Genomic DNA, 19,347 nt, shown 5'->3' on the forward strand with positions numbered 1-19,347 from the left:
GGCGTGACTATGATTCGCAGACACGAGTTTACCAGTACGCTAAGCTTATTTACTTCCACACTTGTTAACACATTGAAAGATGCACTCGATCCTTACTGGGATACCATACATACGGCCGAAACGACTTATGCCAACTGGGGTAATGCACTGTTGACCAATAAAAAAAATACATCCATGCGTTTTACTATGTGTGTATGGGCGCATGCCAGAGGAGTTAACATTCGTTGGGGGCTGAAGAACCTCGGAAACAATGTGGCATCACCAGATCTATTCGTCAATCCGCCAGTAGACACGGATAAATTCATGTTGGAAACTCCCTTTTTGTGTCATAACGGACAGTACAATGTGAACTATAAGTGGTCTGTAATTACAAATGAGGATATCCTGTTTATCCATGGAGAAAGTCTGAACTACCCGGAACGAGCGTACCCAGTACGAATATTTCTAGGCAAATGCCAGCCACTAGAGCAAGAAGACCCGGCGATTGCCAATAAATTTTATGGGGTTTTCCCACATATGCCTTTATCCGCTTCAGATAACAACACATCAGATCAATATGATACACCGAGAGGTGTCGTTATGTCTTCACGGAATGGAACGGAGTATGCATTGTACAATTTTGGAACAGAGTCGATTCCTTCTCCAGGTGTGGGTTCCAGATATTATGTTACACCTTTCATGGTCTATCATCCTTCTGAAGGGGCCAGGGGTGAATTCAAGGGTATGCGCTCCATTGTATTTAAAAACAGTGCGCAGCACCCGGACGGATCGATCCTCGATCTTGGCAATGATGGCAAGTACTACGTCTTTCATGTCGTAGATCAGGATTACCCGAATACAGACTATGGACGTTATTACTACAATTCGAACCAAGTTCCAGTGTATTCAAGACCAAAGTTCTTCCATGGTGCCCGACTGCTTGGTGGCGGGCAAAGAGCGTTACTTTTCCAAATATAGGAGGTGTCGATGAGGGATGGCTAATTTCACAGGTAAAGTGAAGATGAATGAATTATTCGCGAATATTGTTCAGGGATTTAAAACGATTGCGGGTTCTCCCTGGTCCGTTTTTTACGAGACAGCGAGTGTGATCGTGCTGAAATCAGTGGGTACAACCGGCTCAGATAAACTGTTTTTCAGACTAGAGGTTGGAAACACGAAGGGAACTACGGGGAACACATTGACCGTGAGTGTGGCTGAAGATGTGATGGCAACAGATGGTAGTATTCCATTAGGCCGAGCTGAAGTGAAGAAGGACTTCCTATGTCATACGAGTGCCGTTGATACGAATCTATTAATTGATTACCAAGTTTCAGTTCAACCAAACCGTATTATTATTTATTTGCAGGGGGATGTGAACTCGGTTACCGGTATATCCAATCTGGGTTACTTTGGAATTCTGAACAGGTATGCGACAGAGACAGATTCCTCGAGTTTGAGTGTAGGCCTCAGTTACAACGGAGATAACGGTATTCGGACGTTGCGCGATAAAGATAAACAGATGGTGAATAACATATATGATGCCTACTCTGCCATGCTTCCTGTTAATCCAGGCTGGGGGTCCCTTTATCATCTTGCTCCGGTTATTATGTGTAACGGTGTGGAAGGTCCGAGAGGCGAGCTTATTGATATCTATGCGGTACCTTCTGCCGGAGTTTCTCATGGAGATGAGATCAAAGTGGGCACCAAAACATATAAGGTATACTCTCTATCGATTGGTGGACAAAGCTTCTTATCAGGAGCTACGGTTGCTGTCCTGATGAATTAAGGTGGTGAATGGACATGGCAATACATCAAGGGAAAGTTGTAGGGACCGCCGAGAGCGGTTCTATTTTTACCCAGAGTAAGGCAGTGGTCCTCCATGGCATTGGATACGATCTGGATGCCGTTCCGTTAACCATTGAAGGTAAGGAAATGGTCTATTCATTAGGAACGTTATCAACTACGGCAGAATTAATTGACATCTATCGCTGGGGTACATGGAGGGTACTGGACAACCATAACGATCTTTTGATTGGATACGTTACAGATAAGTATATTTATGGGCCACGAACCAGTGTGGGAGTTCCTAATGAAAAAAATATGATACTGAAGCATAAATTTTTGACCCAATCCAGTGGAGTAGGTTTAATTCGAGAAACCATAAGAGGACTAAAAGCAAAACAAAATTTTGCGGGGCTCGATTGGTGTATTAAGGTCAAGATTCCTACCCAGCAGGCGGGGTTAGTAGGAAAAACGTGGGGGGATTGGTCTTACAGCGGAAGTGGCAACACTTCTGGCAATCATCTTCGTCCACGACGGTATCCGGATACACATATTCCTAGAAGGAGGGAAGACTCTTGAACAGGACATGGAAACTGATGGAGGAGATGAGAAAAGTGCTATTGCCGGTATCGTTTGCCCAAAGAGTAGAGTATGTTGGCGGTGGGGCGAAGGCAATGATTGATATTCCCATGGAACATCCTCGATTCATGATCAAAACGATCAGAGTCATTCCGTCCAGAGAGACGAATGTGGAAGTCCATGTGTTGAACAGTGCCGGTCCACATCCAGAAGTTCTCTATTTCAACAATGCCCAATACTCAACGGGGAATTTTATGGAAGGGATCTATGATATGATCGATTTGCCATATGAGGACGTAGATGGGACTTCAACACTTCACTTGTCGTTAAAAAATCTGGGTATAGATGTGGCCAACTTCGATATTGAGGTCGTTGGCTTGACTACGAGGTAGGAGGGGACCACCACATGGATATTGTTTCATTCAGCAAAGCTGCCAAAGTAGAACGTGAAGTTAAACAAGCCAGGGATTCATATGCCTCACTTGATGGCAGACTGGACGCGGTGTCAGTAGGAAACGTGGTCTCGGTCAGACTCAAAACAGAACTGCCCACCGTAGGTGAAGCAGGAAGATTATATCTGGTACGCCAAGACTCAAGCAATCAGAATGAATCAACGACCTATACATACAGCAGCGGGGAATATGTTAAGGTGGGTGGTGATCGAGTTTCGAACCATCCGGAGAATGGAACCATTAATCTTAATGGAACCAGAACGGTGATCTATAACCATCCTGATACACACAGTGCTGATATGGTAACAGATGGAACTCATAACGTTATCATGACTCTGGACGAACGTGAAAAATTGTCCAACATCGAGCGTGAGGCCAATCATTACACACATCCTGATACACATAGTGCCGATATGATCAGTGATGGCGAAACACATGTGAGCATGACGTGGGGTGAACGAAAACGCCTGAATGTCATTGATCCGTGGGAATCAATCAGCGACTTGGTGGATTATACAGATGTGGTTACATATTTTGCTTTTGATATGCAGGGAAGAGTTATTCGACAAGTCGTTACGGACAATTACACCGAGCAGCTGGTTAGAGAACCTGTGCTGACCTTGCCGACTTCTTCAGAAGGTTACGCTCAGGATGATTCCTTCTTGGTCATTTCCATTGGTGAGATATATCGATATGACGGTCTGGACTTCGTACAGCTTCCAACTTTGGTTGATGTCATTTATCAGTATGATGGTGAGGGAAGATTGGTAGAGAAGTCTATCGCCAGAATGGGAACAACACCTGTTCAAACCAACTTCCAATATATATATGATTCATTCGGCAATCGTATAGCGGTTAAGAAATACTAATAGGGAAGGATAGCATATGCTGTCCTTTTTTTCTTTTAACAACGAATAACATCGAAATAATTTTTATTTCACATCACCATATGAAGACTAGCATTAACACTTGGCTGATCAAGTCGTATAGAGAAAGTAGTATGAGAACGTAATTATTTCGGGAGGTAGTGTACGATGAATATTGAACTGACTGCTCATTTCTATTTCAAGGGAAGTGGGAAGAAAAAAACGGTGAACTGGATAGAAGATAATCCTAGATTACAACAGAAAGAGAAAGATTCGGATAAGGTCGTACGTGAAATCCCGTTAACTGCGGATGAGGTTAAGCAAGAATATCGACGACTTTTCACTAAACACAAGAACGAGGGGAAATCGATCACGCTGGAAGATACATACGATGTGGTTCATATCATTGATCTTACGGATGTACGAAACATTGAATTGACTTCTAAGGAGGGGAATACAGATGCTGTACAGACTGACCTTCGCACTGAATGATGAGGAAATTGTGACTACCGAGATGACTTCGGATAAGGAGGATCTGGTTGGAGCAACCGAAGAAGCATTCGATTTGATCGAAAGAGACTATGGAGCCAATGTCGCTTTGAATCTGGTCGCGTTTAGCCTGCTAAAAATAGAGCTTACCAATGAAATGATAAATTAAGCGTTTACGCTAACAAATGTTAGCTTTTCAGCATCAACTGCTAATTTATTTGAATAATTATAAAATATAGTTAATAAAGTGATATACCCCAAGCCTAGTTCTGGGGTCTATTCCTTTTTCATGAAAAGTTGATCGTGTCTTGATTTAATGCATCCATTGAAACTTGTCTTGTACAAGTAGTTTTGATTAAACTAGGTTGAATTCATATGTTCAGGGGCAGTAGAAGGGGTCAGGATGATTGGCAAGGAGGGATGGGACATTGAGATAAAAGACTTGGAAAGAGAGCTCGCAAAGTTGGCATCCAGAATAAGAAAAGATTTTACTGAACGCGGGCCGGTAGATACCAGAGTCTCTATCATGAATCATTTTATCATCTTAAAATTTACAGCAAAATTCACCAAGCCTGAAGCATTCATGCTGAAACATATGCAATCACACTCAAGTCAAATTTTCGCCGAATACAAGATGAAGCTAGCACATATGATGAGAGAAAATTTCAACCCCGTTTTCTCCTATATCAACATGGGTCTGAAGATCGAAGACATCGAAACAACATTTTTTGGCCCTGATTTTGCAGAACAGATTACAGTCTTCAAGATGAACAAGGATGTTGAAGTGCTGCTGAAAAATGATGAGATAAACATGCCTTAAGTCCTATTAACTAAATTTTGAATACTATACAGGTTCTTAGGAACTAATTTTTGTTGTTGACAATATCCTACATATTTCCTTATACTACCCTTATGGCGATTGAATAGATTAATAATCTTGACGAAGCCTATAACCTTGTTAAAGAACTTGAAGGCCATATCTTCGGTAATTGGGACGAAATAGATGTCAGACCAAGACCGACACATTCCACCATTTTGGTATTTTCCAGTGGTGCGCTCTGTGTTGGTCTTTTTGTTTGTAAAAAATGCTGCTTTACCTTTCACCGTATACTTCGTATATAGTCAGTAAAAGGCATATAAGCGAACGAAATAAATAAATGTTGCGAACATTAGTTCGTATTTGTTATTCTGAATGTAATAGGATGGGAATGAGGAGGCGGATCAAAGGGGGATTTTTTGATCGTTTGTATGTAATTAGGCTTATTAGTTTCAATTGTTTGTAACAAGACTACATATGGTATGTGAGATTTAGGGAGCAATAGCGGGTGTGTATAGTAAAATCACGCTGGATAGTAACTAGATTGTGAAGAAAGTATACGACCGACAATAATTAAAAGTTAATGGGGGAAATGTATTATGTCTGCTACAACTGCTATGGGTTTTGATGATTTATTTGAGATTGGGGATATAGACATGTTCCTGAATAAAGCTCAGGAGAAGTGTCGTCACAAGCTTAGAGGGAAAACATTTGCAGGGATGGAGAAAGAAGATGTAACCCAGGAGATTATGATCAAATTGGTTAATTCCCTGGACAAGTATGATGCAGAAAAAGCGAAAATGTCGACGTTTGTTGATCATCTTATCGAAAATAAAATCAAGGACATGTACCGCAAGTGCATGTCTGAGAAAAATCTCAGTGTGGTTAACGCTGTACAGATCATGTGCACGGATCAGAGTGGTGGCGATGAATCGGAAAGTTCAGATATTGCATTAGCGCTTGGTCATGCTGGGTTTGCATATGAGAATTTTGAGTTTGTAACAGATATTATGGAAAATATGAGGCTGAACGAACGTGAGAAGCAAATCTTTAAACTTCGGACTTCGGGGTATGAATTTGTAGAGATTGCAGGAATGCTAGGTGTATCCAAGGCACGTATATCCCAGTTATGGAAAGCGATTCGTGAGAAGTACGAAGCATTGTAGTCATAAGTGGCAATTAATAGCCTAAGTTAGATGAAAGATAGATTCAGTAACCTACATAGAACAGAGAGAGCACCCTTAACTGGGTGCTCTTTTAAGTCGTATAGAGTGATTAGTACAGAAAGAAAGGCGGAACAAGATGCTTAGTGTGGTGGTTTTAGGATTTACGATGGAACATCTGAAGGGGTATTCGGATATCGCTTGGGCAAGTCATGATTCGTCGACAGCTGCTGATTTAAGCAACAGGGAGTATGCCTTGATTATTGAGAAAGTAGTCGTACAGGCTGATGCTGTCTTGGTTAATCTGGCTATGGATCAATTGAGCTCTACTGATATTGTGATCATGCATCATGCTTATATACATAAAAAACCAATCTTGGGTGTGGGTTTCAAGCCATTGGAGCCTGTTATCGAAGATTTTGTCTCCAAACGAGTGACTGATCTGGATACAGCTGTACTCCATATGCGGACGAAGTATTTGGTCCTAAGCAGCGGAACAAGTACTTCATCTGCGCCTCCAATTTAACTGCCGCTCCGATAACACGTATAGAGAATGTAAGGGCAAGCATATTCGTTAAACTTTAACTTAATGGAGGAATAATTCGATGACACGTATGATCAAAGCCAAAGAAGATAAATTAACGGAAGAAATCGTAGCAAGCATGATTGGAAAGTATATCCACGCACCAACCAACATGCATGAGGTCCAGACGCCAACCGGCGCAACAACCCAGGCTAACGTATGGTTTGCTGGCAGTGTAGCGGGTTACGAAAAAGCCGTTATTGGATTCAACTATGAAGAAGGTACCTTTCATGAAGAACCACAAACATTTTATAACGTTCATTTAACGGATGGTATGGGGTACATTCTGACAAGTGCTTACGAATTGGAAATTCATGAACTGACCGAAGAGGAGTTTAATCAACTCATTGAAGAGAAAAAGGAAGAAGAACAAGACTCACGTGGTGAAGAGCAATGAAGGTGTTGAACTACGCCTCGGATTTAGCAGTAAAAACGTTTGTGTCCACTAGCGCTGCAGGTATGGAAGAACTGATCAACGCATGGATGTTATCCAAACCACACACATTTGTTACCGGACTGGAGTTTACCTCCAACGTTGATCCACTCAGCAGCATGTTGGAATTTGCAGCAATTATCGTATATCAACCAAGTGAACAAGACCAATCCTAACTTATACATGAGATTTTTCTTCTATAATATAGAGGCTTTCAGTAAGGAGGTGGACGAATCTGTTGTTCACTTTAGAAAGAGCAATAGGTGTTGTTATTGCAGTTGTGGTATTGGCTTCGCAATACGGGAGTCTATCGGCATCAGAAAATTTCAAACGGGTTTACGCAGATATAGTTGGCTCTCAGAGATTAAAGGAAGTAACACAAGAAGAGCAGATAAAGCAAGTAAAGCCAATGAAGCAAGAAGAACAAGAAAAACAACAGAAACTAGTTAAATCGGTAACTCCTGCACACCTACAAATGACGGATATGCTTGAGCAGTATATAGAACTCCACCATGAGCAAAAAGTGAGCCGGGCAAAGCTGCTGAAGTATGTGAGGTGGGTAATTCAATATTCGAAGGATACGGATATCGATTCCGTCTGGATTCTGGCAATGATGTGGCAAGAGAGCCGAATGGTAGAGGAAAGTGTATCATCCCATGGAGCGATTGGTCTACTTCAGATTCTTCCTAGCACAGCGAAATCGTTTGGAGTGAAGCAACAGGAGCTACATCAGCCTGAAACAAATATCAGGACAAGCATTATATACTTGAAATATCTCATGGATAAGTACGATGGAAATCTTCGTACAGCAACCATTGCGTACAATCAGGGAGAAGGCAATGTAGCTAAGGGAAAGGCGCGCCCCTGGTATTACAATCAAGTGAAGGAACACCATTACAAAATGCTTGAAATAATCAAAAAAGGTCTATGAACATCAGTTAACAATAGAATTTGAATATTACAATACCGTTTATCAATTTTACATCGGGAGATCCACATGGGAAAATTTCCAGAACATATTAGTATGAATTTACAGGTAGATAAGAAGCATTACACAATGGATGACGTAGAAAATATTGAACGTTGTAAGCTCGATGAACATTTCCTTGGGGATTGTATTCTGGTCAATGAGAACCTGATTTGGCATTCCGTTCATAAGTATATAGGAAAGCCGGAAATGATTATTAAGAATCATTGTGTAGAGAAGGATGATATTCTGCAACTGGGCCGTCTTGGATTTATCAAAGCGATTAGGGCATTTGATACCGGGCGTGGCGTAAAATTTAGTTCGTTTGCTGTCACTGCGATCGTCAGAGAAATTCGGTGTTTTCTAAGAGATAGTGCAAGCATTATTCGTCCAACTCGCACAGCTACGGAATTAATCAACCGAATTAATCGACTTGAACACGATATGGGCTACCTGCCACCAGCACATGAAATCGCATTGCTGTTGGATGAGGAGGAAGATAAGATCAACAAAGCACTTCAGGTGGGTAAAGGTGTGAAGTACCTGGATGAGCCTGTAGGTGCTGATGATCAACAAACTCAATCCGTGACGTTGATGGATACCATCTATAGTGGGGAGAACATTGAAGAAGGTATTCTGGATAAGCTATATGTTGATGCGGTCATTGATTCGGTCAAGCGCAAGCTCAGTGAGAAAGAAGTGACAGTACTGAAACATCGTGTAGACGGATTTAATCAAACTCAGACCGCGGATATGGAAGATATTAGCCAGATGAGAGTCTCCAGAATTATGCGAAAAGTGGCAAAAATGCTGAATAAACCGGATCAGGCGTGATCGTCATCACAGCCATTGCTATTTTATATAACGTATCATACATAACGTCCCTCCCGCATCCAGCGTGAGGGATTTTTGCTGTTTTTGCCCCATGGGACATACTCCAAGTTGTCCGAACATAAGATAGTACAAGATTCCAAGTGACCCGGAGGAATGAATTGATGCGAAAAATAACGAAAGTTCTTGCATGCATGCTTATCCCTGTCTTCTTGCTATCTTCCTTAGGGGTTACTCAAGCCCAGGCAATAATTCAAGGTCCGTCCACACATGCGCAAAGCGCTGCTCTCATCGATGTCACATCAGGACGGATCTTATACAGCAAGGATGGGGATAAGGAACTGCGAATTGCCAGCTTGACCAAAATCATGACAGCGATTGTAGCAATCGAACACAGCAAGCTGGATGAGAAAGTGAAAGTGTCTCCCACGGCTTTTGCCAAAGAAGGATCATCTCTCTATCTGAAGTTGGGGGAAGAGATGACACTCGAGAACATGTTGTACGGGCTAATGCTCCGTTCAGGCAATGACGCGGCTTCTGCGATTGCAGAGCATGTGGGGGGTTCGGAAGAAGGATTTGTGCTATTAATGAACAAAAAGGCAGAGCAAATCGGTCTGACGCACTCCCACTTTATGAACCCTCATGGACTGGATGCAGAAGGTCATTATTCTACAGCCAATGACTTGGCCAGATTAACTGCCTACGCGTTGCACAATCCGGTGTTCAAACGCATCGTGGCCACGGAGGACAAATCCGCACCTAACCCCAATGAAAGCTGGGAATACTCCTGGCACAACAAAAATAAAATGCTGCGGATGTATGAAGGTGCAGATGGTGTGAAAACCGGCTATACAAAGAAAGCTTTCAGATGTTTGGTCAGCTCGGCTACACGGAATGGACAGCAGCTCGCCGCGGTAACGCTGAACGATGGAAATGATTGGAACGATCATGCTCGGATGCTTGATTTTGGGTTTGAATACTTCCCATTGGTAGAGATTGCGAGGCAAGAACAGCCTGTGCAAAATACAGATGTCGTTACAGGTCGGGGATTTTGGTATCCACTTGCTGAGAGTGAGAAAAGTTCATTGACTAAAAAGTTGATTTTGCACGAAAATCGCGCCCAATCTGAAACAGATGGGAATAAACAATCCACAGACCCTACATTTGGATTGGCAGGACGCATCGATATGCAACTTGACGGAAAACTTGTTGGCTCGATTCCGGTATATCGCAAAGGCAGTTTTATTCCTCCTGAACCAAAGACAGATGAGGCAACGATGGGGGGAATTGGAGACGTTTCTTCCTGGGCAGCAGCTTGGCGTGCCGTGTTAAGTCACCTGTTGTCTCCTTAGTAGAACCATCGTTGAAGGGAGGGGATAACCATTGATCAATTTAATTTGGCTGCTAATGATCTTAATCGGATTTGCTTTTGCAGCCATCAACGGCAATATTGAGGTGGTCACGCAAGCCGCTTTTGATGGCGCGGCCACGGGAGTTACAGTGTGTTTTGGACTGATCAGTGTGCTTGTGTTCTGGATGGGCATGATGAAAATGGCTGAGGATGCCGGTCTCCTGTCTCGGATTGCTAAGCTGCTCGGTCCCATTGTGGGCTTCCTGTTCCCCGATGTGCCCAAAAATCATCCGGCGATGGGTTATATTCTCTCCAATATGAGTGCCAATCTGCTGGGGCTAGGAAATGCGGCGACACCAATGGGAATCAAAGCCATGCAACAGCTGCAGGAGCTTAATCCGGATAAACAAACAGCTTCTCCAGCCATGTGCACCTTACTGGCTCTGAATACGGCCAGCATTACCATTATTCCAACAACGCTAATTGCCATCCGATTAAACTATCATTCCGCCAATGCTACAGAGATCGTGGGAACAACATTAATGGCTACCATTATCGCTACACTTGCTGCTATAATCGCCGATCGCTGGTATCGGAATAGGGCTTTACATAAACCGCCACGTATACAGAAAAGTGGCAAACCCGGCATGAAAGGATGAGTAGCTTTGTTAACCTTCATCAACTGGATCTCTGTCTGGGCCATCCCGGTTATTATCGCGTTTGTTCCATTATATGCGTTTACCAAAAAGGTCCCGGTTTACGAATCCTTTGTTGATGGGGCCAAGGATGGATTCTCTACTGCAATCAGTATTATCCCGCATCTCGTAGGCATGATGGTCGCAATCAGCGTATTTCGTGCCTCGGGTGCACTGGATTTTGTAATTAGTCTATTGGCTCCATTGGTGTCCTGGATGGGTGTTCCAGGCGAAGTGTTACCACTCGGAATACTGCGTCCTTTGACTGGGACAGGCTCCCTGGCGTTTACAACCGATCTGATCAAAACCCATGGCCCCGACTCCATGATTGGACGTATGGCATCTACGATTCAGGGGAGTACAGATACTACATTATATGTGCTGACTGTCTATTTCGGGGCTGTAGGCATAAGGAACGGTCGGTATGCACTCAAAGTAGGGTTGTTTTCTGATGTCGTTGGTTTTATTGCTGCCCTCGCCATTTGTTTGCTCGTTTTTGGTTAAAAGATATCTCCTTTCCTTCCGATATATTAGTTATGCTAGAATAATAGCGGAGGAGAGTGAGACATGCAGAAGAGTTGGAAACGAATGCTCCGTGTTGGAATGTCAGGTGTGCTTGCCATTGCAATGCTCGCTGGTTCAACGGGGCTGGCGGCGGCTCAAGCCGTTCAGACGATACATTTTACAGGTTACTTCGACAAACAGCTGCGTGCACAAATGGCAGTCACAGCGGATTCTTTCCCAGTCGTGAATGTACGTTTGGTCAAGCAGAATGAACCCGATATGGTATATTATGATATTGGTACCTCGATACTGATCTCGAAGGATGAAGTGCTCACGAATTACCATGTGGTTCAGAGTTATGCTGAACTGTCTGGTGGCGATGAAGGCACACTGACTGTTGCGAGTCCTGGTTCCTTAGGTAAGCCTGTAAAGGCAAAGATTGTGAAGACAGATCCGGTGACAGACATGGCGCTGCTGAAGCTGGACAAGGAAATAGACGCCCAACCGGTCACATTTGCAAACGCAAGGGATAACCAGCTTGTCTATACGATTGGATTCCCCAAAAATCCTGCTGGTGATCTGGTCATCCTGGATGAAGATTTTCCTTCAACCTACAATACGATAGCCAAAAGCAGAGTGTTCAGTTCCCAAGCCTCTGATGTTCCGGGTAAAAAGGGAATCGGCAGTATTGTGAAATCCATGGCACAAGGTAATTCAGGTGGCCCTGTTCTGGACCAGAACAACCGGGTCATTGGTATGATGACATTTGTATACGGTGGACGCACCTATTATATTACTTCCAAAACATTGCAGTCTTTCATTAAGGACAGCGCTACGCCTGCCAAAAAACAGGTTGCAGTTGCCGGAAAAGTTTCCAATTAATTGTTTTGAGGTAAAGGCTTATCTTTACGCTATCTGTGTTGAACAGATCGTGCAAAGGTAGGCTTTTTTTACGTGAATCTCAAAGGGGAAGTCAGCCTGAAATGGATATTCGTGTCGTCAGTTTACAAAATCCTTGGATTATCCTTGTGATTTCCTTGCGTGATGGGTATCATTAGTGTGAGGTGACATGACAAACATGGAAAGATTACAAAAAATTATCGCACAGGCAGGCATTGCATCCCGCCGTAAGAGCGAGGAACTAATCCTGTCCGGCAAAGTAGAAGTTAACGGGGAGGTCGTAACCGAACTGGGTACGAAAGCGAACCCCGAAGAGGATATGATTACGGTTAATGGAAAACCGATCCGCAGTGAGAAAAAAGTGTACTTGATGTTGAACAAGCCAAAAGGCGTGATCACAAGTGCATCTGACCCGGAAGGTCGGAAAATTGTATCCGACTACCTGAAAGGTGTCAAGGAACGTGTATACCCTGTGGGTCGTCTGGATTATGACACAGAGGGCTTATTGATTCTGACCAATGATGGTGAGTTTGCACATTTGTTGACGCATCCGAAGCATCACGTACCCAAAACGTATCACGCAACGGTCAAAGGTGTGCCGCATGGTTCGGCTCTGGAAAAATTAAAGACAGGCATTATGCTGGATGATGGCATGACTGCTCCTGCAGAGGTGGAGTACAAAGATGTGGATACAGCGGCCAATGAGTCGGTGATCTCTATTACGATCTATGAAGGGCGTAACCGTCAGGTTAGACGCATGTTCGAGGCGATCAACCATCCGGTAACCCGGTTGAAACGGATTTCGTTTGGTGGCATTTTGCTACAAAACCTGAAACGTGGTTTGACACGCAATCTGACCAAAGAAGAAGTTAACAACCTGATTACCCTCGCACAATCAGAACCAGCCAGAAAAATGAAAAAAAGGTAATGTGAGGACACATAATTTTCATAAAACCGCCGCAGTTTTGTGACGAAATTCGCTATAATTGTTCATAGGATGTTCACAGTTGTCCAGTTCAATAATATGCGAGTGTTAGAGTCACTTAAAAGGGGAGCAGCACATGGGGAAATCAAGAAGAACGGTGCAAATCGTCATTTTGACATTGATCCTGGTGTTGGGCGGATATGCGATTACGACATCGGTATCCGGCTCGAACGGCAAGCCAAAGGAAGGGGACAAGTCTCCTTCTTTTGAACTGCTGGGCCTGGATGGTCAAGTTCATACGTCTGACGAGTACAAAGGAAAAGCATTGGTGATCAATTTCTGGGGCACCTGGTGTGAACCTTGTGTTAAAGAAATGCCTGCACTTCAGGCACAAGCTGACAAATGGAAGGACAAGGGAGTACAATTTGTCGGAATTAATGTTGGAGAAGACCAGATGACCGTGGATAATTTTGTTCGGCAGGTTGGGGTTACATTTCCAATCATGTTAGACCGTGAGAAAAACTCGGTTCGTGATTTCGGGATCTCTCCGATGCCAACAACATTTTTTGTATCCGACACCGGCAAAATCTCTACCATTCATATCGGGCAACTTGATTTGGACACACTTGACGCTCAAATTTCGCAACTGGCGAAGCAGCCCTGACAGGAGGTCTATTCGTGTTCCAAAATACCAAATGTGAGTGCGGACACCAAAATCCGGTTGGCACTGTACTATGTGAAGCATGTGGGAAACCACTACTGGAGTCTGAAGCTAAATCGACTGAAGTGCTGGAAATGCGTTACGATGGCATGGCGCGCCGTTCACAGCGTAGTAATCCCAACATCATTGATCGCATCTGGAACTTTTTTTCATCCGTCAAAATTGCTGTCTATATGATTGTGTTAACGCTTGTAGGCTCTATGCTTGGCACGATCTATCCGCAAGAAAGTACATTTCTAAATATTGATCCTTCCGTGTATTACAAAGAAACATACGGTCAGTTGGGTCATATCTATTATCTGTTGGGTTTATCCCATACATACGAATCCTGGTGGTTTATCTTGCTATTGGTGATGATTGGAGCATCATTGGTGATATGCAGTCTGGATCGCGTCCTACCGCTCTACAAAGCACTGAATAAACAGAAAATACGTAAACACAGGCAATTTCTGACGAGACAGCGTCTGGTGTACCAAGGTCCTATCGAAGAGGCACCAGAAGACTGGATTAAGAAAGCGGTTACGCCGCTGAAAAAGAAAGGCTACCGCGTGCATACTCAGGGTGATGCTTTACTCGCCGAGAAACAGCGATTCAGTCGATGGGGCCCATATGTCATTCATATTGGACTCATTATATTTCTGCTGGCGGTGCTTGCACGAGGGCTGCCTGGCCTGAATCTGGATGAGCATGTTGCTTTTCCGGAAGGTGAGATCAAAAAGATACCGAATACGTCGATGTATCTGAAAAACGAACAGTTTAATGTTGAATTTTACAGTGAGGAAGAAGTACCGGAGCAATTCCGTAACCTGAACAAGACCGTTCCAAAACTGTTTGAAACAAAAGTTGTGTTGTATGAATGTACAGCAGATTGTTCGGATCTTTCAAAAAAACCTCAATTAGCTGAGGTGGCCAGACATGATGTTCGTGTGAATCATCCCTTAAATTATAACGGTCTGAAAGCATATCAGTTTGATTATGATCTAACACCCACCATTCGGTCCGTAACGCCGGATCTGGTCAATACAAAGACTGGTGAAGTATATGGGGCGATTAAGATTGATATGGTCGATACCCAAAAAACATTTGAAGCGGGCCCTTATGAACTGACCGTGAAGGAAAAGTTCATGGACTTTGGATTGGATGAGAATGGACAGCCCAAATCAATATCGCCTTCACCTAATGCACCTGCTTTTCTATTTCTCATTAAGGGACCGAATCTGCCGGAAGAGGGGATACAATATCTTTATTTTGCGAAGCAGATTGATAAACAACGGTTTCAGCAGGATGCAATTAACCAACAGCTGATTGGAACAGAGATTCCTTTACAGTTGGAAGTGGACAGCATGGACAAGGTTGATATTATTCAATCCGTAAGTTATCTCAATATACGCGTAGATAAAGCAATGCCTTTTGTGTGGGTAGGAGCCGGCATTGTCATGTTGGGTCTGGTCATGGGATTTTATTGGCATCATCGCCGCATCTGGATTCGTTTTGATGATCAACAGCTTACCTTGGGTGGACATACCAACAAAAACTGGTTTGGCTTCAGGCGTGAAGTGGCGGCTGTTTTGAAACAAATGAATTTGGAAGTGGAAGAGAAGTCGTTGGATAACGGGGGGAACCAAGCATGAATTTATTGGATTTCAGCAGCGACGCATTTATCGTAGCTTTCTTTCTCTATTGTGCCGCATTCTTTTTATATGGTGTTGCGGTAATGGGCAAAAAATGGAGCAATCGTGATCCTCTGGCGCATATGAATCGCTGGGGTAAACGAGCTTTCATTGCCTCGACTGTCGCTTTGGCGGCACATCTTGTATTCTTTGCAACCCGATGGGCTGGGGCAGGGCATATTCCTGTTAGTAACATGTACGAGTTCATGTCTTTTCTGTCCATGATGATCATGGTTGCATTTATCGTTGTATACGCCATATATCGGAAGTCGTTACTGGGTTTGTTTGCCTTACCACTTACCATCATTATAATGGCTTATGCTGCTGTATTTCCTCAGGAGGTACAACCGTTGATCCCGGCACTTCAGTCCATCTGGCTGAAAATTCACGTGACGTTGGCCGCACTTGGTGAAGCATTCTTCGCCGTGGGTTTTGCCGCAGGGTTCATGTATTTGCTCCGTACTGTTGATTTTAGTGGTAAGGACAAGTCTTCAAGACGTCAACGAGGATGGGTTGAATTCACCCTGGTTACGATCGTTGTCGTTATTGGATTTATAGGAACGGTATTTGCCTTTCGTGCAGCTGGCTATGAGGCGGTTTTTGTGCAGAAAACGGTCAGCATTGACATGCAGGTACAGGAAAATAGTACAATAGAGAAAGTGAATTATCGCATGCCTCCAATTTTTGCGCCATATAATAGCGAAGTGGAGAGCATGACACCGTTTCTTGGCATGAAAAAACCTTTACTTGAGACGCCTTCCTGGATGAACGGCGTAAATGCCGGGCGTAAGCTGAATACGGTGGTTTGGTCACTTATTGTAGGTCTGATCCTGTATGGAATTGTACGACTTCTTGTGCGCAGACCCCTTGGACAAGCGTTACAGCCAATGATGGATGGAATCGATGCCGATGATCTGGATGAGATAAGTTATCGTGCGATTGCCATCGGTTTTCCAATATTTACACTGGGAGCATTAATCTTTGCCATGATCTGGGCTCAGATTGCCTGGAGTCGTTTTTGGGGTTGGGACCCCAAAGAGGTGTGGGCGTTAATTACATGGCTATATTATAGTGTGTATCTGCATTTGCGTTTATCCAGAGGTTGGCAAGGCCAAAAGTCTGCATGGCTTGCGGTTCTTGGTTTCCTGGTTGTCATGTTTACGCTGGTTGGGGTGAATCTGATCATTGCCGGATTGCATTCGTACGCTGGAGCGGACTAGGACAGACTCGTCTTGCAAAGGTTGGGTTTAGAAACGGGAAACACAAACGTACCTTTTTATTGAAGGGTATTCAAATATTGTTCGCCAGATCGAACATAATAGAAGTGATCAGGAGTTATTGCAAAGGGGCTGGAGAGGCATGGCTGAACATGAGAATCGAATACTGGTCGTGGATGACGAAGAGAGAATCCGCAGACTTTTGAAAATGTATCTCGAAAAAGAAGGTTATGAAATTGATGAAGCTGAGGATGGGGAAACTGCGCTGCGTAAAGCAACAGCAGGGGACTACGGACTGATTTTGCTTGATGTGATGTTACCGGGTATGGATGGAGTTGAAGTGTGTACCCGTCTTCGTCAGGTGAAATCAACGCCAGTTTTGATGCTCACTGCAAAAGGTGAAGAGATTAACCGGGTTCAAGGCTTCGAAGTTGGCGCTGATGACTACGTAGTAAAACCATTCAGTCCGCGTGAAGTGATTTATCGTGTCAAAGCGATTTTGCGTCGATCTTCCGCGACAGCTTATCTATCGAAGGAGAGCAATTCGAGTAATAACATCGTGTTCCCACATTTGGTTATTGAGCATGATGCCCACCGGGTCACGGCTGGTGGTGAAGAGATTAGCCTTACACCAAAAGAATATGAATTGTTGCACTACCTGGCAACATCTCCCGACAAAGTGTTCTCCAGAGAAGAATTGCTCAAAGATGTATGGAACTACGAGTTCTTTGGCGATCTTCGTACCGTGGATACGCATGTGAAGCGTCTTCGCGAGAAACTTAACAAGGTATCGCCAGAGTCGGCGGCCATGATTACGACGGTGTGGGGTGTCGGTTATAAACTGGAAGTACCGAAGTAGTTTAAGTTTCTGGAGATCGCTGGTCGGGAAGTTATGGATCACTATTATCTGCCTTGTGGGTTGTGTACTTATAGCGCTGGGTCTTTTTTTGCTGCCCTACATTGATACGAACTTTGCAGAATCCGAGTCCAGAGATATTAAACGGTTGTTCACCTATATCTGTATTATCGGATTCAGTTTAACTACCTTTTTTGCATTGTTCCTATTCACCAAAATAACGCAGCCTATGCAGCAATTGATTCAGGCAGCCAATGCGATTCGCAAAGGCAACTACGGAACACGTCTCTCCCTGGTAACGAGTGATGAGATTGGTGAATTGGCCAATACTTTTAATCATATGGCTGCCCAACTGGAAGATAATATTCGAAACCTTAACCATGAGAAGGAACATTTGGCGAGTGTGCTTCGAAGCATGACCGATGCGGTGGTTACATTTGATGGTGAAGGCAAAGTTATTCTGACGAATCCGCCAGGAGAGAAGATCATGCAGACTTGGTATGATCTGGATTGGGCGAAAGTGGACGAAGGAAAAGATTCTGAACAGTTTGACAAGTCTTCACGTGATGTACCTGAGCCCCTTCTTCCATTGTTCAGAATGGTGATGGAGCAAGGTGGGGACCAGAACTCCAATGTTCATGTACAGCAAGGCGTTTGGTCTGTCCAGATGGCACCGTTGTATGCTGACAGTGTTGTCAGAGGCGCTGTGGCTGTCTTGAGAGATGTAACAGAAGAAGTGCGTTTGGAGAAAATGCGGCGTGATTTTGTGGCTAATGTATCTCATGAAATACGAACTCCGCTATCCATGATGCAAGGTTACAGTGAAGCCCTACTGGACGGTATGGCAAACTCACCGGAAGAGAGCGAAGAACTTATCCAGGTTATTCATGATGAGTCCCTGCGAATGGGCAGATTGGTCAAAGACTTACTTGATCTGGCTCGGATGGAAGCTGGACACACGGACATGGTGATGAAGGAAGTTGACCTTGGGGAACTACTTGAGCGTGTATACCGGAAGTTCTCAGTGCGGTCGAAAGAACAGGGAATTCAACTGCACTTCGAATGTGAACAGCCAACCATTGAACTTCAACAGGCAGATGAGGATCGACTTGAGCAGGTCTTTACGAATTTGCTGGATAATGCCTTCAGGCATACGCCGACTGGCAAAAATGTAATGATCTCGGCAGAGCGGGTCACTTATCTTCGTGCGCCATTCGTTAGAGTTTCAGTGAAGGATCAAGGTGTAGGTATCCCTTCATCCGACTTGCCATTTATTTTCGAACGATTCTACAAAGCAGACAAGGCTCGTGTTCGGGGAGAAAGTGTAGGTACAGGGCTTGGGTTAGCGATTGTGAAAAATATTGTTGATGCGCATCAAGGAATGATTACCGTCAACAGTGTGCTTGGCGAAGGAACAGAGTTTATTTTACAATTTCCCTTGGATTCATCGAAATAGCCTGATTTCATACAAAAAGTGCGGAAACACCCTCTTACGGAGGGTGTTTTTTGTTGAAGAGTACCGTTTAATCTTGTTCAACGTGGAACATGATTTTTTTTTATTTTTGAC

General features: G+C 43.8%; 24 protein-coding genes. All 24 read left to right on the forward strand.

The features are described from left to right. Positions 1-3 precede the first annotated feature (3 nt). The 24 genes from MKY73_RS10355 (at position 4) to MKY73_RS10470 (ending at position 19,236) form a co-directional block, all read left to right on the forward strand. Positions 4-957: a hypothetical protein gene (locus tag MKY73_RS10355; RefSeq protein WP_339307262.1), complete on the forward strand. Its 954-nt coding sequence runs from the start codon at positions 4-6 to the stop codon at positions 955-957. Positions 958-973: 16 nt separating this feature from the next. Next, entirely contained in the window at positions 974-1,765 is a 792-nt protein-coding gene (locus MKY73_RS10360) for a hypothetical protein (RefSeq protein WP_133385367.1), read from the forward strand. A gap of 14 nt (positions 1,766-1,779) precedes the next feature. Continuing rightward, positions 1,780-2,340, forward strand: coding sequence for a hypothetical protein (locus MKY73_RS10365; RefSeq protein WP_339307264.1), 561 nt, complete (start codon positions 1,780-1,782; stop codon positions 2,338-2,340). Beyond that, on the forward strand, positions 2,337-2,732 hold the full coding sequence (locus tag MKY73_RS10370; protein WP_339307266.1) for a hypothetical protein: 396 nt from the start codon (positions 2,337-2,339) through the stop codon (positions 2,730-2,732). Before MKY73_RS10365 ends, MKY73_RS10370 begins: the two co-directional genes overlap by 4 nt. 14 nt (positions 2,733-2,746) lie before the next feature. Next, complete coding sequence (locus tag MKY73_RS10375) at positions 2,747-3,661, forward strand: hypothetical protein (RefSeq protein WP_339307267.1); 915 nt, start codon at positions 2,747-2,749, stop codon at positions 3,659-3,661. 165 nt (positions 3,662-3,826) lie between these two features. Further along, positions 3,827-4,150, forward strand: coding sequence for a hypothetical protein (locus MKY73_RS10380; RefSeq protein WP_339307268.1), 324 nt, complete (start codon positions 3,827-3,829; stop codon positions 4,148-4,150). Next, positions 4,119-4,316, forward strand: a complete 198-nt coding sequence (locus MKY73_RS10385; protein WP_339307269.1) for a hypothetical protein — start codon at positions 4,119-4,121, stop codon at positions 4,314-4,316. The genes MKY73_RS10380 and MKY73_RS10385 overlap by 32 nt, the downstream gene beginning before the upstream one ends. Positions 4,317-4,550: 234 nt before the next feature. After that, a complete protein-coding gene (locus MKY73_RS10390; protein ID WP_339307271.1) occupies positions 4,551-4,967 on the forward strand; it encodes a Na-translocating system protein MpsC family protein in 417 nt (138 codons plus the stop codon). A gap of 596 nt (positions 4,968-5,563) precedes the next feature. After that, the gene (locus MKY73_RS10395; RefSeq protein ID WP_339235296.1) at positions 5,564-6,130 is read left to right on the forward strand and encodes a sigma-70 family RNA polymerase sigma factor; all 567 of its coding nucleotides are present in this window, start codon (positions 5,564-5,566) and stop codon (positions 6,128-6,130) included. A 136-nt stretch (positions 6,131-6,266) separates the two neighbouring features. Then, positions 6,267-6,653, forward strand: a complete 387-nt coding sequence (locus tag MKY73_RS10400) for a hypothetical protein (protein WP_339307273.1) — start codon at positions 6,267-6,269, stop codon at positions 6,651-6,653. A 79-nt stretch (positions 6,654-6,732) separates the two neighbouring features. After that, positions 6,733-7,107, forward strand: coding sequence for a hypothetical protein (locus tag MKY73_RS10405; RefSeq protein WP_339307275.1), 375 nt, complete (start codon positions 6,733-6,735; stop codon positions 7,105-7,107). After that, entirely contained in the window at positions 7,104-7,319 is a 216-nt protein-coding gene (locus tag MKY73_RS10410; RefSeq protein WP_339307276.1) for a hypothetical protein, read from the forward strand. Before MKY73_RS10405 ends, MKY73_RS10410 begins: the two co-directional genes overlap by 4 nt. Positions 7,320-7,381: 62 nt before the next feature. Continuing rightward, complete coding sequence (locus MKY73_RS10415) at positions 7,382-8,074, forward strand: lytic transglycosylase domain-containing protein (RefSeq protein ID WP_339307278.1); 693 nt, start codon at positions 7,382-7,384, stop codon at positions 8,072-8,074. Positions 8,075-8,140: 66 nt separating this feature from the next. Further along, positions 8,141-8,944 (forward strand): sigma-70 family RNA polymerase sigma factor, encoded by an 804-nt coding sequence (locus MKY73_RS10420; RefSeq protein WP_339235284.1) that lies wholly within the window; start codon positions 8,141-8,143, stop codon positions 8,942-8,944. A gap of 161 nt (positions 8,945-9,105) precedes the next feature. Further along, entirely contained in the window at positions 9,106-10,293 is a 1,188-nt protein-coding gene (locus tag MKY73_RS10425) for a D-alanyl-D-alanine carboxypeptidase family protein (RefSeq protein ID WP_339307279.1), read from the forward strand. 31 nt (positions 10,294-10,324) lie between these two features. Then, on the forward strand, positions 10,325-10,951 hold the full coding sequence (locus MKY73_RS10430) for a nucleoside recognition domain-containing protein (protein WP_339235281.1): 627 nt from the start codon (positions 10,325-10,327) through the stop codon (positions 10,949-10,951). A gap of 6 nt (positions 10,952-10,957) precedes the next feature. Beyond that, complete coding sequence (locus tag MKY73_RS10435; protein ID WP_062835224.1) at positions 10,958-11,491, forward strand: spore maturation protein; 534 nt, start codon at positions 10,958-10,960, stop codon at positions 11,489-11,491. Between the two features lie 63 nt (positions 11,492-11,554). Continuing rightward, entirely contained in the window at positions 11,555-12,373 is an 819-nt protein-coding gene (locus MKY73_RS10440) for a serine protease (protein ID WP_339307280.1), read from the forward strand. A 196-nt stretch (positions 12,374-12,569) separates the two neighbouring features. Further along, positions 12,570-13,319, forward strand: a complete 750-nt coding sequence (locus tag MKY73_RS10445; protein WP_124116190.1) for a pseudouridine synthase — start codon at positions 12,570-12,572, stop codon at positions 13,317-13,319. Positions 13,320-13,452: 133 nt separating this feature from the next. Then, on the forward strand, positions 13,453-13,980 hold the full coding sequence (locus MKY73_RS10450) for a redoxin family protein (protein ID WP_339307281.1): 528 nt from the start codon (positions 13,453-13,455) through the stop codon (positions 13,978-13,980). Positions 13,981-13,994: 14 nt separating this feature from the next. Then, entirely contained in the window at positions 13,995-15,668 is a 1,674-nt protein-coding gene (locus MKY73_RS10455) for a cytochrome c biogenesis protein ResB (RefSeq protein ID WP_339307282.1), read from the forward strand. Then, complete coding sequence (gene ccsA / locus MKY73_RS10460) at positions 15,665-16,927, forward strand: cytochrome c biogenesis protein CcsA (RefSeq protein ID WP_339256160.1); 1,263 nt, start codon at positions 15,665-15,667, stop codon at positions 16,925-16,927. Before MKY73_RS10455 ends, ccsA begins: the two co-directional genes overlap by 4 nt. Positions 16,928-17,066: 139 nt before the next feature. Continuing rightward, on the forward strand, positions 17,067-17,783 hold the full coding sequence (locus tag MKY73_RS10465; protein ID WP_017687664.1) for a response regulator transcription factor: 717 nt from the start codon (positions 17,067-17,069) through the stop codon (positions 17,781-17,783). A gap of 55 nt (positions 17,784-17,838) precedes the next feature. Then, complete coding sequence (locus MKY73_RS10470) at positions 17,839-19,236, forward strand: ATP-binding protein (protein WP_339308551.1); 1,398 nt, start codon at positions 17,839-17,841, stop codon at positions 19,234-19,236. Positions 19,237-19,347: the final 111 nt, after the last annotated feature.

The sequence above is a fragment of the Paenibacillus sp. FSL R5-0519 genome (assembly GCF_037974275.1).
Lineage (GTDB): Bacteria > Bacillota > Bacilli > Paenibacillales > Paenibacillaceae > Paenibacillus.

Coding starts and splice junctions, on each gene's coding strand:
- MKY73_RS10365 (WP_339307264.1), top strand. CDS start 1,780: ATGGCAATACATCAAGGGAAAGTTGTAGGGACCGCCGAGAGCGGTTCT.
- MKY73_RS10420 (WP_339235284.1), top strand. CDS start 8,141: ATGGGAAAATTTCCAGAACATATTAGTATGAATTTACAGGTAGATAAG.
- MKY73_RS10375 (WP_339307267.1), top strand. CDS start 2,747: ATGGATATTGTTTCATTCAGCAAAGCTGCCAAAGTAGAACGTGAAGTT.
- MKY73_RS10395 (WP_339235296.1), top strand. CDS start 5,564: ATGTCTGCTACAACTGCTATGGGTTTTGATGATTTATTTGAGATTGGG.
- MKY73_RS10405 (WP_339307275.1), top strand. CDS start 6,733: ATGACACGTATGATCAAAGCCAAAGAAGATAAATTAACGGAAGAAATC.
- MKY73_RS10450 (WP_339307281.1), top strand. CDS start 13,453: ATGGGGAAATCAAGAAGAACGGTGCAAATCGTCATTTTGACATTGATC.
- MKY73_RS10360 (WP_133385367.1), top strand. CDS start 974: ATGGCTAATTTCACAGGTAAAGTGAAGATGAATGAATTATTCGCGAAT.
- MKY73_RS10410 (WP_339307276.1), top strand. CDS start 7,104: ATGAAGGTGTTGAACTACGCCTCGGATTTAGCAGTAAAAACGTTTGTG.
- ccsA (WP_339256160.1), top strand. CDS start 15,665: ATGAATTTATTGGATTTCAGCAGCGACGCATTTATCGTAGCTTTCTTT.
- MKY73_RS10425 (WP_339307279.1), top strand. CDS start 9,106: ATGCGAAAAATAACGAAAGTTCTTGCATGCATGCTTATCCCTGTCTTC.
- MKY73_RS10465 (WP_017687664.1), top strand. CDS start 17,067: ATGGCTGAACATGAGAATCGAATACTGGTCGTGGATGACGAAGAGAGA.
- MKY73_RS10400 (WP_339307273.1), top strand. CDS start 6,267: ATGCTTAGTGTGGTGGTTTTAGGATTTACGATGGAACATCTGAAGGGG.
- MKY73_RS10390 (WP_339307271.1), top strand. CDS start 4,551: ATGATTGGCAAGGAGGGATGGGACATTGAGATAAAAGACTTGGAAAGA.
- MKY73_RS10440 (WP_339307280.1), top strand. CDS start 11,555: ATGCAGAAGAGTTGGAAACGAATGCTCCGTGTTGGAATGTCAGGTGTG.
- MKY73_RS10385 (WP_339307269.1), top strand. CDS start 4,119: ATGCTGTACAGACTGACCTTCGCACTGAATGATGAGGAAATTGTGACT.
- MKY73_RS10445 (WP_124116190.1), top strand. CDS start 12,570: ATGGAAAGATTACAAAAAATTATCGCACAGGCAGGCATTGCATCCCGC.
- MKY73_RS10380 (WP_339307268.1), top strand. CDS start 3,827: ATGAATATTGAACTGACTGCTCATTTCTATTTCAAGGGAAGTGGGAAG.